This is a genomic window from Paraburkholderia sp. RAU2J, assembly GCF_003634845.1.
GTDB classification, from domain to species: domain Bacteria; phylum Pseudomonadota; class Gammaproteobacteria; order Burkholderiales; family Burkholderiaceae; genus Paraburkholderia; species Paraburkholderia fynbosensis.
The window spans coordinates 186048-199078 of sequence record NZ_RBXG01000001.1; the positions used below are offsets into that span (position 1 = coordinate 186048).

At 66.9% G+C, this 13031-nt stretch carries 12 protein-coding genes; 5 read left to right on the forward strand and 7 right to left on the reverse strand.

The window, feature by feature from the left end; genetic code table 11:
• Positions 1–9: 9 nt before the first annotated feature.
• The 5 genes from B0G69_RS00840 to iolB all read left to right on the forward strand — a co-directional run bounded on the left by B0G69_RS00840 (position 10) and on the right by iolB (position 6675).
• Entirely contained in the window at positions 10–846 is an 837-nt protein-coding gene (locus B0G69_RS00840) for an ATP-binding cassette domain-containing protein (protein ID WP_121315238.1), read from the forward strand.
• A gap of 67 nt (positions 847–913) precedes the next feature.
• On the forward strand, positions 914–2971 hold the full coding sequence (gene iolC / locus B0G69_RS00845; RefSeq protein ID WP_121315239.1) for a 5-dehydro-2-deoxygluconokinase: 2058 nt from the start codon (positions 914–916) through the stop codon (positions 2969–2971).
• The gene (gene iolD, locus B0G69_RS00850; RefSeq protein ID WP_121315240.1) at positions 2968–4941 is read left to right on the forward strand and encodes a 3D-(3,5/4)-trihydroxycyclohexane-1,2-dione acylhydrolase (decyclizing); all 1974 of its coding nucleotides are present in this window, start codon (positions 2968–2970) and stop codon (positions 4939–4941) included. Before iolC ends, iolD begins: the two co-directional genes overlap by 4 nt.
• 10 nt (positions 4942–4951) lie before the next feature.
• Positions 4952–5878 (forward strand): myo-inosose-2 dehydratase, encoded by a 927-nt coding sequence (iolE, locus tag B0G69_RS00855; RefSeq protein WP_121315241.1) that lies wholly within the window; start codon positions 4952–4954, stop codon positions 5876–5878.
• A complete protein-coding gene (gene iolB, locus B0G69_RS00860; protein ID WP_121315242.1) occupies positions 5875–6675 on the forward strand; it encodes a 5-deoxy-glucuronate isomerase in 801 nt (266 codons plus the stop codon). Before iolE ends, iolB begins: the two co-directional genes overlap by 4 nt.
• Before the next feature lie 98 nt (positions 6676–6773).
• Here the strand turns inward: iolB and B0G69_RS00865 are convergent, their stop codons facing one another.
• The 7 genes from B0G69_RS00865 to B0G69_RS00895 all read right to left on the reverse strand — a co-directional run bounded on the left by B0G69_RS00865 (position 6774) and on the right by B0G69_RS00895 (position 12970).
• Positions 6774–7487 (reverse strand): ABC transporter ATP-binding protein, encoded by a 714-nt coding sequence (locus B0G69_RS00865; RefSeq protein WP_121315243.1) that lies wholly within the window; start codon positions 7485–7487, stop codon positions 6774–6776.
• A complete protein-coding gene (locus tag B0G69_RS00870) occupies positions 7484–8344 on the reverse strand; it encodes an ABC transporter ATP-binding protein (protein WP_241991250.1) in 861 nt (286 codons plus the stop codon). Before B0G69_RS00870 ends, B0G69_RS00865 begins: the two co-directional genes overlap by 4 nt.
• Before the next feature lie 67 nt (positions 8345–8411).
• Positions 8412–9728: a branched-chain amino acid ABC transporter permease gene (locus tag B0G69_RS00875; RefSeq protein ID WP_199731129.1), complete on the reverse strand. Its 1317-nt coding sequence runs from the start codon at positions 9726–9728 to the stop codon at positions 8412–8414.
• On the reverse strand, positions 9721–10659 hold the full coding sequence (locus tag B0G69_RS00880) for a branched-chain amino acid ABC transporter permease (protein ID WP_121315244.1): 939 nt from the start codon (positions 10657–10659) through the stop codon (positions 9721–9723). Before B0G69_RS00880 ends, B0G69_RS00875 begins: the two co-directional genes overlap by 8 nt.
• A gap of 4 nt (positions 10660–10663) precedes the next feature.
• Complete coding sequence (locus B0G69_RS00885) at positions 10664–11122, reverse strand: thioesterase family protein (RefSeq protein WP_121315245.1); 459 nt, start codon at positions 11120–11122, stop codon at positions 10664–10666.
• Between the two features lie 176 nt (positions 11123–11298).
• Positions 11299–11829: an NUDIX domain-containing protein gene (locus tag B0G69_RS00890; RefSeq protein ID WP_121315246.1), complete on the reverse strand. Its 531-nt coding sequence runs from the start codon at positions 11827–11829 to the stop codon at positions 11299–11301.
• Between the two features lie 109 nt (positions 11830–11938).
• Positions 11939–12970, reverse strand: coding sequence for a low specificity L-threonine aldolase (locus B0G69_RS00895; protein ID WP_121315247.1), 1032 nt, complete (start codon positions 12968–12970; stop codon positions 11939–11941).
• Positions 12971–13031 lie beyond the last annotated feature (61 nt).

Below are 13031 nucleotides of genomic sequence, written 5' to 3' on the forward strand. Positions count from 1 at the left end.
GAGACGATCATGTCCGATACGAATACCGTGACCCCGCCGCAGGATGCCAACGACGCGCCCAGCGACGACGTGATCCTCGCGCTCGAAAACGTCAGCAAGTACTTCGGCAAGGTGATCGCGTTAAGCGGCGTGACCTTGCATCTGAAACGCGGCGAAGTGCACTGCCTGCTCGGCGACAACGGCGCGGGCAAATCGACGCTGATCAAGACCCTGGCCGGTGTGCATCAGCCCTCCTCCGGCCAGTATCTGGTGGACGGCCAGCCGGTGCTGTTCGAGTCGCCGAAAGATGCGCTCGATCTCGGCATTGCCACCGTCTATCAGGATCTCGCGCTGGTGCCGCTGCTCTCGGTGGCGCGCAATTTCTTCATGGGACGCGAGCCGCAAAAGAAACTGTTCGGCTTCCTGAAGGTGATGGACCTCGACACCAGCGCCGCGACCGCGCGCGACAAACTCGCGGAAATGGGCATCAACGTGCGCGACCCGCATCAGCCGATCGGCACGATGTCCGGCGGCGAGCGGCAATGCCTCGCGATTGCGCGGGCGATTCATTTTGGCGCGCGCGTGCTGATTCTCGACGAGCCGACCGCCGCGCTCGGCGTGAAGCAGAGCTTCAACGTGCTGAAGCTGATTCACAAGGCGCGCGCCAAAGGCATCTCGGTGATTTTCATCACGCACAACGTGCACCACGCGTATCCGATCGGCGATTCGTTCACGCTGCTCAATCGCGGCAGATCGCTCGGCACGTTCACCAAGGACACCATCAGCAAGGACCAGGTGCTCGACATGATGGCCGGGGGCGCCGAAATGCAGAAGATGATCGGCGAACTGGAAGGCGCGACGATCTGACCGATTCGCGCGTGTCGTGCGGTGCCTCGCTCGCCGGTGACACGCGCCCAGCTATTCAGGGATACTCATGGATCACTCCAGCACATCCAGCGGAACCACGCCGGCTTCGGCGGACAGCGGACGGTTCGCGCCGGAGCGCAGCCGCGACATCGTGTGCCTCGGCCGCCTCGCTGTCGATCTCTACGCCCAGCAGGTCGGCGCGCGGCTCGAAGACGTGTCGAGCTTCGCGAAGTATCTCGGCGGGTCGTCGGCGAATATTGCGTTCGGCTGCGCGCGGCTCGGGCTCGCCTCGGCGATGCTCGCGCGCGTCGGCAACGATCACATGGGGCGTTTTCTCACCGAAACGCTCGCCAAGGAAGGTTGCGACGTCAGCCACGTGCGGATCGACCACGAGCGCCTGACCGCGCTGGTGCTGCTCGGCCTCAAAGACCGCGACACGTTCCCGCTGATCTTCTACCGCGAGAACTGCGCGGACATGGCCGTCGACGAAGCCGATTTCGATGAAGTATTCATCGCGTCGTCGAAGGCGCTGCTGATTACCGGCACGCACTTCTCGACCGAACAGGTGAACCGCACGAGCCGCCGCGCGCTCGACTACGCGCGCCGCAATCAGGTGCGCACGGTGCTCGATATCGACTATCGGCCGGTGTTGTGGGGGCTTACGGACAAGGCGGACGGCGAGACCCGTTTCATCGCGAGCGAAGGCGTCTCCGCGCATTTGCAAAGCATGCTGCCGCTGTTCGATCTGGTGATCGGCACCGAGGAAGAGTTTCGCATCGCCGGCGGCAAAACCGAACTCGCCGACGCGCTCGCGGCGGTGCGCGCCGTCACGCCCGCGACGCTGGTGTTAAAGCGCGGGCCGCTCGGCTGCCAGATCATCGACGGCGCGGTGCCTGCTTCGCTCGACGCCACACCGCTTCACGGTGGCGTCGAAGTCGAAGTGCTGAACGTGCTCGGCGCGGGTGACGCGTTCGCGTCCGGCTTTCTTTCCGGATGGCTGCGCGATCAACCGCTCGAAGCCTGCGCGCGCGCGGCGAATGCGAGCGGCGCGCTGGTCGTGTCGCGACATGGCTGCGCACCAGCCATGCCGACGCCGGCCGAACTCGACTACTTCCTGCGCGAAGCGAAAGCCGATCCGCAACGGATGCGCCGCCCCGATCGCGACGCGACGCTCGCGCGTCTGCATCGCGTGTCGCCCGCTCGTAAGCCGTGGCGCGAAGTGCTCGGATTCGCGTTCGATCATCGCAACCAGTTCTTCGAACTCGCGCAGCAAACCGGCGCCGACGAAGCGTGTATCGCACGGCTGAAGGGGCTGTTCGTCGAAGCCGTCGCGCAGACCGAAAGCGCGTTGGGCTTGCAGGATCGCATCGGCGTACTGATCGACGACCGCTACGGTCAGGACGCGCTGAACGCCGCCACGGGCCGTGGCTGGTGGATCGGCCGCCCGGTCGAATTGCCCGGTTCGGTGCCGCTGGTGTTCGATCATGGCCGCTCGATCGGCACGTCGCTGATCGCGTGGCCGCAGGAACACGTCGTCAAATGTCTCGTGCAGTTCCATCCCGACGAGCCCATCGAACAGCGGCTCGAACAGGAAGCGCAACTGCGCGCGCTCTACGACGCGGCACAGGCGAGCGGCCATGAACTGCTGCTCGAAGTGATTCCGCCGAAGCACGCGCATCTGCCTCAGGCGCCGGACATCGTGTACCGCGCGTTGAAGCGGCTGTACAACATCGGCATCTATCCGGAGTGGTGGAAGCTCGAACCGATGGACGCCGCGCAATGGCAGGCCGTCGACGCGCTGATCGCCGAGCGTGATCCGTACTGCCGGGGCGTGGTGCTGCTGGGCTTGTCGGCGGGCGTCGAGCAGTTGAACGAGGGCTTTCGCGCGGCCGCCCGATCGGCCACGTGCCGAGGCTTCACGGTGGGCCGCACGATCTTCCACGAACCGAGCCATGCATGGCTCGCCGGCGAAATCGGCGACGACGAATTGATCGCGCGTGTGCGCCATACTTTCGAAACGCTGATCGCGTCATGGCGCGCGGCACGTGACGCGAGCGCGGGCACCGGCGGCAACCCACCGGCGGCAGGCGCATCGAATCACGTTCATCAGGAGCAGGCGGCATGAACCAGCGCGCAATGCACAATGAGCATCACGACGCGGCGTCCGCAAGCGCCGCCATGCCAGCGCGCACGTCCTCGAGCGGCACCGTCCGTCTGACGACGGCCCAGGCGCTCGTGCGCTATCTCGCCGCGCAGCGCGTGACGACCGAAGACGGCAACGGCACCGAGCCGCTGTTCGGCGGCGTGTTCGCGATCTTCGGCCACGGCAATGTCGCGGGCATGGGCGAGGCGCTCTACCAGCATCGCGAGGAACTGCCCACGCTGCGCGCCCACAACGAACAGGCGATGGCGCACAGCGCGATTGCCTATGCGAAGGCGCATTTCCGCCGCCGCATGATGGCGGTCACCACGTCGATCGGACCCGGTGCAACCAATCTGCTGACGGCGGCGGCGCTCGCGCACGTGAACCGTCTGCCGGTACTGTTGCTGCCGGGCGATATCTTCGTCTCGCGCGCACCCGACCCTGTGTTGCAGCAGGTCGAGGATTTCAACGACGGCGGCGTCTCCGCGAACGACGCCTTCAAACCGGTATCGCGTTACTTCGACCGCATCGTGCATCCGGCGCAATTGCTCAGCGCGCTGCCGCGTGCGCTGCGCGTACTGACCGACGCGGCGTTGTGCGGCCCCGTCACGCTCGCGTTGCCGCAAGACGTGCAGGCGCAAGCGTGGGATTTCCCGGCGGATTTCTTTGCTGCGCGCGTCGTGCGCTTTCATGCGCCGGCGCCGCGCGTCGACGAACTCGACGCCGCGTGTGCGCGCTTGCGGCACGCGAAACGTCCGTTGATCGTCGCGGGCGGCGGTGTGCTCTACAGCCGCGCGGCCGATGCGTTGCACCGCTTCGCGACCACGCACGGCATCCCGGTCGCGGAGACGCAGGCCGGTAAGAGTTCGCTCGCGTGGAACGATCCACTGAACGCGGGCGCGTTGGGCGTGACCGGCTCGCCGGCCGCGAACGCACTCGCGCATGATGCGGACTGCGTGCTCGCGATCGGCACCCGCTTGCAGGACTTCACCACCGGCTCGAACACGCTGTTCACGCAGGCCGACGTAATCGCCATCAATGCGAACGCGTTCGACGGCCTCAAGCATCGCGCGCTGGTGGTCGAAGCGGACGCGCGGCTCGCGCTCGACGCTATCGCCGAGGCGCTGCAAGGCTGGCATGCGGAGCGCACGTGGACCGCGCGCGCGCACAAGCTCGCGTCCGGCTGGCGCGATACAGTCGGCACGCTCACGCGTGCGCCGCAGCGCGACACCGTGCTGCCATACGAGGGCGATGTGATCGGCGCGGTGCAGCGTTCGAGTACACACTCCGCGACGCACGACATCGTGGTGTGCGCGGCCGGCACCCTGCCCGCCGAATTGCACAAACTGTGGCGCGCCGGCAAGCCGGGCGCGTACCACGTCGAGTATGGCTATTCGTGCATGGGCTACGAGATCGCCGGCGGCCTCGGCGTGAAACTCGCGCGGCCGGAGCGCGACGTGATCGTCATACTCGGCGACGGCAGCTATCTGATGATGAACAGCGAGATCGCGACCTCGGTGATGCTCGGCGCGAAACTGATTATCGTGGTGCTCGACAATCGCGGCTTCGGCTGCATCAACCGCTTGCAACAGGCATGCGGCGGCGCACCGTTCAACAATCTGCTCGAGAACTGCGTGCAAGGGCCGCTCGGCGCGCCATCCATCGACTTCGCCGCGCATGCGCGCTCGCTCGGCGCGCAGGCCGAACATGCCGCCAATATCGCCGAACTCGAAGCCGCGCTGCAACGCGCGCGCGCCGCGGATCGCACCTACGTGGTCAGCATCGACACCGACCCGGCCCGCACCACCGACGACGGCGGCTGGTGGTGGGAAGTCGCCGTGCCCGAAGTGTCGTCGCGCGACGCCGTGCGCGACGCACGCGCGCAATACGACGCACAGCTCGCCGCGCGCGCCGACCCGGCCGCCTCCGACGAACCCGCCGACCACGAATGAGGACACGCGCATGACTGCTTTCGAGGTACGCATCGGCATCAACCCGTTGTCGTGGATGAACGACGATCTGCCGTCGCTCGGCGGCGAGACGCCGCTCGACGTTGCGCTCACGGAAGGCCGCCGGATCGGCTATCAGGGTTTCGAACTCGGCAACAAGTTTCCGCGCGAGCCGCAGGCGCTGAAAACGCTGCTCGCGCAGTACGATCTCGCGCTGGTCTCCGGCTGGTACTCGGGACGCCTCGCGCGACGCAGCGTCGAAGAAGAAATCGCCGCGGTCGGCCCCCATCTCGAGCTGCTCGCGCAAAACGGCGCGACGGTGATGGTGTATGGCGAAGTCGCCGATTCGATTCAGGGCGCGCCGCAGCCGCTCTATCAACGGCCGCGCTTTTTCAGCGACGCGCAGTGGGCCGCATATGCGGCGCGCGTCGACGAATTCGCGCGTTATACGTTAAGCCGCGGCGTGCGGCTCGCGTACCATCATCATATGGGCGCGTATGTCGAGACGCCCGCCGACGTCGATCAACTGATGGCGCGCACCGGCGATGCCGTGGGCCTGCTGTTCGACGCCGGGCACATCACGTTTGCCGGCGGTGATCCGCTCGCGGTGCTCGACAAACATATCGCACGGGTGTGCCACGTGCACTGCAAGGACGTGCGCCCTGCCGTGATGAAGCTCGCGCGCAATCGCAACTGGAGTTTTCTCGACGCGGTGATTGCCGGCGCGTTCACAGTGCCAGGCGACGGTGCGGTGAATTTCGCGGCGATCATCGAGCGTCTGAAGCGGCACGGTTATTGCGGCTGGCTGGTGGTCGAGGCAGAACAGGACCCGGTGGTGGCGCCGTCGTTCGACTACGCGCAAAAGGGCTACCTGAGCTTGCGTGCGTTGGTCGATGCGCCGCTCGACACCGCAAACACAACGACGAAGGAGGCAGCATGAGCTTATTGGTCAAAGCACAGAGCGAAGGCCAGACGATCGCGCGAGTGACGCCGCAGTCCGCATGCTGGCGCTACGTGGGCTTCGCCGCGTATCGCCTGGAGACGAACGAAGTCGTGCACGTGCTCGAAGCGTCGCGCGAAGTGTGCATCGTCGTGCTCACCGGTGCGGTGGATATCGAAACCGCCGACGCCACGTGGAGCTCGCTCGGCTCACGCGACAGCGTGTTCGAAGACGCCGCGCCGTATGCGGTGTATCTGCCGCCCAACGTGCGCGCGACAGTACGCGCGTGCCGCGATGCGGAGATCGGCGTGGCGAGCGCGCCGGCCAAAGGCGAGTTTCCGGCTCGCCTGATCGAACCGGCCACCATGAAGCGCTCCACGCGCGGCAAAAGCCTGAATACGCGCTACGTCTGCGATATTCTTCCGCAGACCGAGCCCGCCGAGTCGCTCCTCGTGGTGGAAGTCAGAACACCGGGCGGCCACGCGTCGAGCTATCCGCCGCATAAGCACGACACCGACAACGTCCCTCAGGAAAGCTCGCTCGAAGAGACTTACTATCACCGGCTCGATCCGCCGCAAGGGTTCGCGTTCCAGCGCGTGTACACCGACATGCGCGACATCGACGAATCGATGGCGGTGGAGAATCACGACGTCGTGATGGTGCCGCGCGGCTATCACCCGGTGGTCGTGCCGTATGGCTACGACTCGTACTATCTGAACGTGATGGCCGGCGCGCAACGGGTCTGGCATTTTCGCAACGACCCCGCGCACGAGTGGATCATTAATAAGGAGGCTTGATCGTTTCGCCCGCATTGCGCGGGCGAAACATGCCCCCTACTTTCGCGCCGCCAGATCGACACTCGAGCCGCCCTAAGCCGCTGCAAAGCGTGCTCCGTTCAACCGACGCCCAGCCACTCCTGTATCACGTCGGCGCGCTTCAGAAACGACGTCATCTCGCCGTCGAACACGATCTCACCATGCCCCATCACGGCGACACGGCCAGCAATCTCCCGCGCGATCACGAGGCGCTGTTCGATCAGCAACATCGCGACGCCGCGTTCGCGCAGCATCCGCAGACAGTCTGCGACCTGCTCCACCACGAGACTCGCAAGACCCTCGCCGGGCTCGTCGATCACCAGCAAATCGGGATCGCCGAGCAGTGCCCGCGCGAGCGTCAACATCTGCTGCTCACCGCCCGATAGCGCACCGGCCCGCGTGCGTCTGCGTTCGGCGAGCACGGGGAACAGTGCGTAGGCATCGTCGAAAGTGAAGCGCGGTGTGCGGCCGCGAGCGCGCGGCGCGACCCCGAGTTGCAGATTCTCGTGGACGCTCAGCGCGGGAAACACGTCGCGATGCTCAGGCACATAGCCCAGCCCGAGGCGCGCTCGCTCGAAAGTGCGCAGACCGCCGAGCAAACGGCCCGCGAAACGCAGTTCGCCCTCGCTGCGCACGAGGCCCATGATCGCGCGCGCCAGCGTCGAGCGGCCGGAGCCGTTGCGCCCGACCAGCGCGAGCACTTCGCCTTGCCCGATGCGCAGCGTGACGCCATGCAAGGCCTGGCTCGCGCCATACCATGCGTTGAGTGCGCGAATGTCGAGCAGTGTGCTCATGCGTCTCCTCGCGAGTCGCGACGATTGACGGGTTTGGCGGCGGCCTTCTCGCCGGACGCTGTGCCGGAGCTTTTGCCAATCGGTTCGCGAGCCGGTTCGCTGGCCTTCCCACCGAATCCTTCACCCAGATACGCCGCGCGCACCGCCGCATCCGCGCGAATCGCCGCCGGCGTGCCGCTCGCGATGATGCGCCCTTGCACCAGCACGGAAATCCGGTCGGCGAGCGCGAACACCGCGTCCATGTCGTGCTCGACCATCAGCAGCGTGCGGCCTGCGGTGGCCTCGCGAATCAGTTCGATCGCGCGCGCCGCTTCCGCGCGGTTCATGCCGGCAGTCGGCTCGTCGAGCAGCAACGTATGCGCGCCGCCCGCGAGCGCGATACCGAGATCGAGCGCGCGCTGCTCGGCATAGCTGAGCGTGCCGGCCTGCACGTCGCGGCGCGCGCTCAGGCCGACCGCGTCGAGCACCTGGGCGGCGTGCGCATCGACCGTATGCGAACCGCTGAAACGCTGCCACCAGCGCAGACGGCCGCGCTCGGCCAGCATTGCCGCGCAGCGCAGGTTGTCGAACACGGTGAGGCGCGCGAACACACTGGTGCTCTGGAAGCTGCGCGCGAGCCCGCGCCGCGCAATCGCGGCCGGCGCGAGACGCGTGATCTCCGCGCCGAACAGATCGATGCGCCCGGCGTTCGGCCGCACGCCGCCGGCGATCAGATTGAAGAGCGTCGACTTGCCCGCGCCGTTAGGGCCGATCAGCGCATGACGCTCGCCGGGTTCAATCGCGAGATCGACGCCGCGCAGAATCTGCGTGGACCCGAAGCGCTTCTGGATGCCGTAAAGGGCGAGTGCGGGGATCATCGCGAAGCTCCGCGCGGTGACGTCGGGCCTGGGTGAACGGCGAGACCTGCTTGCGTGGGAAATCGGGTCATCGCGGATCTTCAGCCGTCTGCGCCGAGCCCGGCCGACCCACGAGTCGCGCTCGCGCGCGACTCGCATAACGCGTGGCAAGCGCACCCGACACGGCAAGCATGAAGACAATGACGCCGAGCCAAAGCGGCGACGCGGCCAGCGGCCACGGCGCACCGGCATCGCCGAAAGCCGCGCCGTCATCCCCGCCAAATTGCACCGCATACGCCCATTGCACCGCGAGCACGACGGCCGCACCCCACAACAACGCGCCAGCCGTACCCCACAGATAAACCGCGCGGCATTTGCGCCAGCCATGTATCGCGAGCCGCGCCGCATGCCGTTCGACGACACCCGCCAGCCCATCCGGCGACGCTACCACGACGACGACAAAGAAAAGCCCGAGATAGAACAACCACGCGCGCGTCACGCTCGCCACCACGACGCTGAAAAACGTCAGCACGACCGCACCCGCGACCGGCCCGAAAAACGCTGCCGTACCGCCGATCACCGTCGCAATTAGCACCGCCCCCGAGCGCATCATGCCGACGCTTTCCGTCGACACCAGTTCGATATTGATCAGCCCCAGCGTCCCCGCGATGCCCGCGAAAAACGCCGCCACCACCACTACGCCGTAACGAACGCGCCGCGGATAGCAACCGATCGCCGCGGCCCGCACCGGGTTGTCGCGCACCGCGTTCGCCAGCCGCATGAACGGCGTGCGCGACAGCGCGAACATCGCCGCACTGGCCAGCAGGCACCACAGCGCGATCAGCGCATAGGCTTCGCGCGCCGGGCCGAAACTCCACGCGCCCAGCGGTGTTCCGCTCGCACGATCGATCGCCACGCCCGCCTCGCCACCGAACCAGTCGGGCAGCGCCCACGCGGCCGCCACCACGAGTTCGCCGAGGCCGAGTGTGATCATTGCGAACGCGGTGCCCGAGCGCCGCGTCGCGATGAAGCCGAACAGCACGCCGCACAGCGCGCCGCCGAATCCGCCGATCAGCGGCAGCAGCGCGAGCGGCGCGCCGATCCGGTTGAACACCTGCGCGGCGGCGAGCGCGCCGAGCCCGGCATACGCGGCATGCCCGAACGACAGCAGCCCGGTTTCGCCGAGCAGCAGGTTGTACGAGAGCGCGAAGACGATCATCGCCGCGCTCTGCGCCAGATAGGCGAGCAGCCAGCTTTGCGGCCAGACGAACGGCGGCACCGCGAGGAACGCGACGAGCGCAAGCCACGGCGCGACGGTGCGCCACAGCGCGCGAACGGGTGGCACGGGCGCTGCCGCAGGCGCCGGCGCCCGGGACGGTTCGGCTGCCCCGCCGCGCTTACGCATGATCGCCGTGCCGGCCGAACAGCCCGCGCGGACGCAGCGCCAGCATCGCGACGAGCAGCAGATACGGAATCAGCGGCGCGAGCTGCGCGAGCGTCAGCGCGTCCCATTCGGCCGGGGCCGATGCACCGATGATCGACAGCACCTCGCCCAGCGACACAGTGCTCGCAACCGCCAGCGTCTGCACACAGCCGACCAGCAGCGAGGCCACGAGCGCGCCGCTCAAGGAGCCGAGCCCGCCGATCACGACCACCACGAAGACGATCGAACCGAGCGACTCCGCCATCGCCGGTTCGATCACGAAGAGCGGCGCGCCGATCACGCCGGCCAGCGCGGCGAGCGCCGTGCCGGCGGCGAACACGCCGGTGAATACGCGCGGGACGTTGTGCCCGAGCGCTTCGACGGCGCTCGCGTGAGTGAGCGCCGCGCGCACGATCAGCCCCGCCTTCGAGACGCGCGATACCGCGTACAGCACCGCCAGCATCGCCAGCGAGACCGCCATCATGAACGCCCGGTAGCGCGCGAACGCCGCGCCATAGAGGGTGAAGAGCGGGCCGTCGAGCGCGGGCGGCACCGTCGCGGAAAGCGGGTTGAGGCCCCAGCCGAGCTTGACCAGTTCGCCGAGCAGATACGCGGCGCCGAACGTCAGCAGCAGTTCGGGCAGATGGCCGTGCACGCGCACGCGTCGCAACAGCCAGCGCTCCAGCGCCGCGCCGACGAGCCCAACCACGAGCGGCGCGATCACGAGCGCGCTCCAGAACCCGGCGCGCGCCGCCACCGAGAAACCGATGTACGCACCGAGCATATAGAAGCTCGCATGCGCGAAGTTCAGCACGCCGAGCATGCTGAAGATCAGCGTCAGCCCGGCCGACAGCATGAACAGCAGCAGGCCGTAGCTGACGCCGTTGAGCAGATTGATGACGAAAGACTGCACGCGGCTATTCCGTCTGGTTCATCCGCGCGGCGGCGCAAAGCGGTTCGAGCGCCGCGCGCAGATCGGCGGGCAGCTTCACGGGACGCCGCGTGACGCGGTCCACGTAGACGTGCACGAAATGGCCTTGCGCGGCGGGCTGCGCGTCGCCTTCCCTGAAGAGCCCCACTTCGTAGCGCACGCTCGATGTGCCAAGGCGCGTCACCCGCAAGCCCGCCTCGACGCGCTCGGGAAACACCAGCGGCGCGAAGTAGCTGCAATGCGTTTCGACCACGAGCCCGATCGTCGCGCCATGTTCGAAGTCGAGCACGCCCGCGCGGATCAGATACTCGTTCACCACGGTGTCGAAGTAGCTGTAGTAGACGACGTTGTTCACGTGGCCGTAGACGTCGTTGTCCATCCAGCGGGTGGTGATCGGCAGGAAATGCGGGTACGCGGTGCGGGCAGCGGGAGCGGGTTTTTTCATTGGACGTGTGGCGTGGCCGTTATGCGGTTGGGTGATGGCGCCGACGCGGCTCGGGCGGCATGATGCGGCGGTCGGCGGCGGTGGCCTCGTGGATGACTGCATCATCCGCGTGGCCGGTTGCCGGCGGGTTCGCTGCGTGCCCGCGTCGGCGTGGATGGCGCCGCTTATTGCATTGCCTATTGCCCCGGCCTCTCGACGAACTCGAACGGCAAGCCACGCCGTCGCATCCATTCGCCGAGCGCCTGCCCGGTGCCCGCGCGCCATGGCCGCAATTTCGCCGGTTCGACCAGCCGGTATTCGAGCAACTCGGGCGACAGCGCGATGGTTCCATACGCCGTCACGTGATACGCGATGATCAGTTCGTTCTTGCGGATGAACTCGTAAACGCCGATCAGCTCGACCGTTTCCGTATGCAGCGAGGTCTCTTCGAACACCTCGCGGGCGATGCCCTGTTCCGGCGTCTCGCCGTTTTCGAGGAAGCCGGTGATCAGCGCGAACACGCCCTCGGCCCACGCGGCATTGCGCGCGAGCAGAATCTTGCCTTCGTATTCGACGATCGCCGCCACCACCGGCAGCGGATTGTCCCAGTGGACGTAGCCGCACGCGGTATCGGGACAGCTCTGACGGATGCGGCCGCCTTCGTGCGCGGGATCGGCGCGCTCGGCCAACGGGGTTGCGCAGCGAGGACAAAATCGGTATTCGGTCATGGCGTGAGGTGTCTCTTCTGGCTTGTGTCTGTTTTGTCTGGACGTGTCTGGCCGGGTCTTGTGCGCGGTGTCATGCACGGCCCCGGCCACTCACCGCGTCACTACCCGTTCACGCCGCGCACAGTTCGCGCACTTCGGCGGCGAAACGCTCGACCGTCTCCGGCTGCGTGTCCCACGCGCACATCAGCCGGCAACCGCCCGCGCCGATGAACTCGTAGAACTTCCAGCCGCGCGCGCGCATCGCCTTGGCGGCCTGCGCGGGCAGTTGCGCGAAGACCGCGTTCGATTCACGCTCGAACATGATGCTCACGCCCCGAATTTCCCGCAACCGCGTCTGCAGCAATTCCGCCATCGCATTCGCGTGGCGGCCATTGCGCAACCAGACGTCGTTGTCGAGCAGGCCGAGCCACGGCGCGGAGATGAAGCGCATCTTCGACGCCAGTTGGCCCGCCTGCTTCAGGCGGTAGGCGAAATCATCGGCGAGCGCGCGGTCGAAGAACACCACCGCCTCGCCGACCGGCAAACCGTTCTTGGTGCCGCCGAAACACAGCACGTCGACGCCCGCGCGCCACGTGAGCTCCGACGGATGTACGTCGAGCGCTGCGACCGCGTTGGCGAAACGCGCGCCGTCCATATGCACTTTCAGATGACGCCGTTTGGCGATGGCCGCGATCGCCCGCACTTCCTCGACGCTGTAGACGGTGCCGACTTCCGTCGATTGCGTGAGCGTGACGACCTTCGGCTTCGGGTAATGAATATCGGCGCGGCGCGTCACGACCGTCTCGATCGCATCCGGCGTGAGCTTGCCGCCGATGCCCGGCGCGGTCAGCAGCTTCGAGCCGCCCGAGAAGAACTCCGGACCGCCGCATTCGTCGGTTTCGATGTGCGCGAGTTCGTGACAGATCACCGAGTGATACGACTGACACAGTGACGCGAGCGCCAGCGAATTGGCCGCCGTGCCGTTGAACACGAAGAAAACTTCGCAATCGGTCTGAAACAGCTCACGCAGACGGTCGCAGACCTGGTTGGTCCAGGAGTCGTCGCCGTAAGCCGGCTCGTGACCGCTGTTGTTGGCGGCGATCAGCGCGTCGAGCGCTTCGGGACAGATGCCGGCGTAGTTGTCTGACGCGAAATGTTGCATGGGAGGCGGCGCGCCTGGCGACGGGCGCGGCAATGACGGAAAGCGGTCATTTTAGTGCGGC

Coding starts and splice junctions, on each gene's coding strand:
- B0G69_RS00840 (WP_121315238.1), top strand. CDS start 10: ATGTCCGATACGAATACCGTGACCCCGCCGCAGGATGCCAACGACGCG.
- iolC (WP_121315239.1), top strand. CDS start 914: ATGGATCACTCCAGCACATCCAGCGGAACCACGCCGGCTTCGGCGGAC.
- iolD (WP_121315240.1), top strand. CDS start 2,968: ATGAACCAGCGCGCAATGCACAATGAGCATCACGACGCGGCGTCCGCA.
- iolE (WP_121315241.1), top strand. CDS start 4,952: ATGACTGCTTTCGAGGTACGCATCGGCATCAACCCGTTGTCGTGGATG.
- iolB (WP_121315242.1), top strand. CDS start 5,875: ATGAGCTTATTGGTCAAAGCACAGAGCGAAGGCCAGACGATCGCGCGA.
- B0G69_RS00865 (WP_121315243.1), bottom strand. CDS start 7,487: ATGAGCACACTGCTCGACATTCGCGCACTCAACGCATGGTATGGCGCG.
- B0G69_RS00870 (WP_241991250.1), bottom strand. CDS start 8,344: ATGATCCCCGCACTCGCCCTTTACGGCATCCAGAAGCGCTTCGGGTCC.
- B0G69_RS00875 (WP_199731129.1), bottom strand. CDS start 9,728: ATGCGTAAGCGCGGCGGGGCAGCCGAACCGTCCCGGGCGCCGGCGCCT.
- B0G69_RS00885 (WP_121315245.1), bottom strand. CDS start 11,122: ATGAAAAAACCCGCTCCCGCTGCCCGCACCGCGTACCCGCATTTCCTG.
- B0G69_RS00890 (WP_121315246.1), bottom strand. CDS start 11,829: ATGACCGAATACCGATTTTGTCCTCGCTGCGCAACCCCGTTGGCCGAG.
- B0G69_RS00895 (WP_121315247.1), bottom strand. CDS start 12,970: ATGCAACATTTCGCGTCAGACAACTACGCCGGCATCTGTCCCGAAGCG.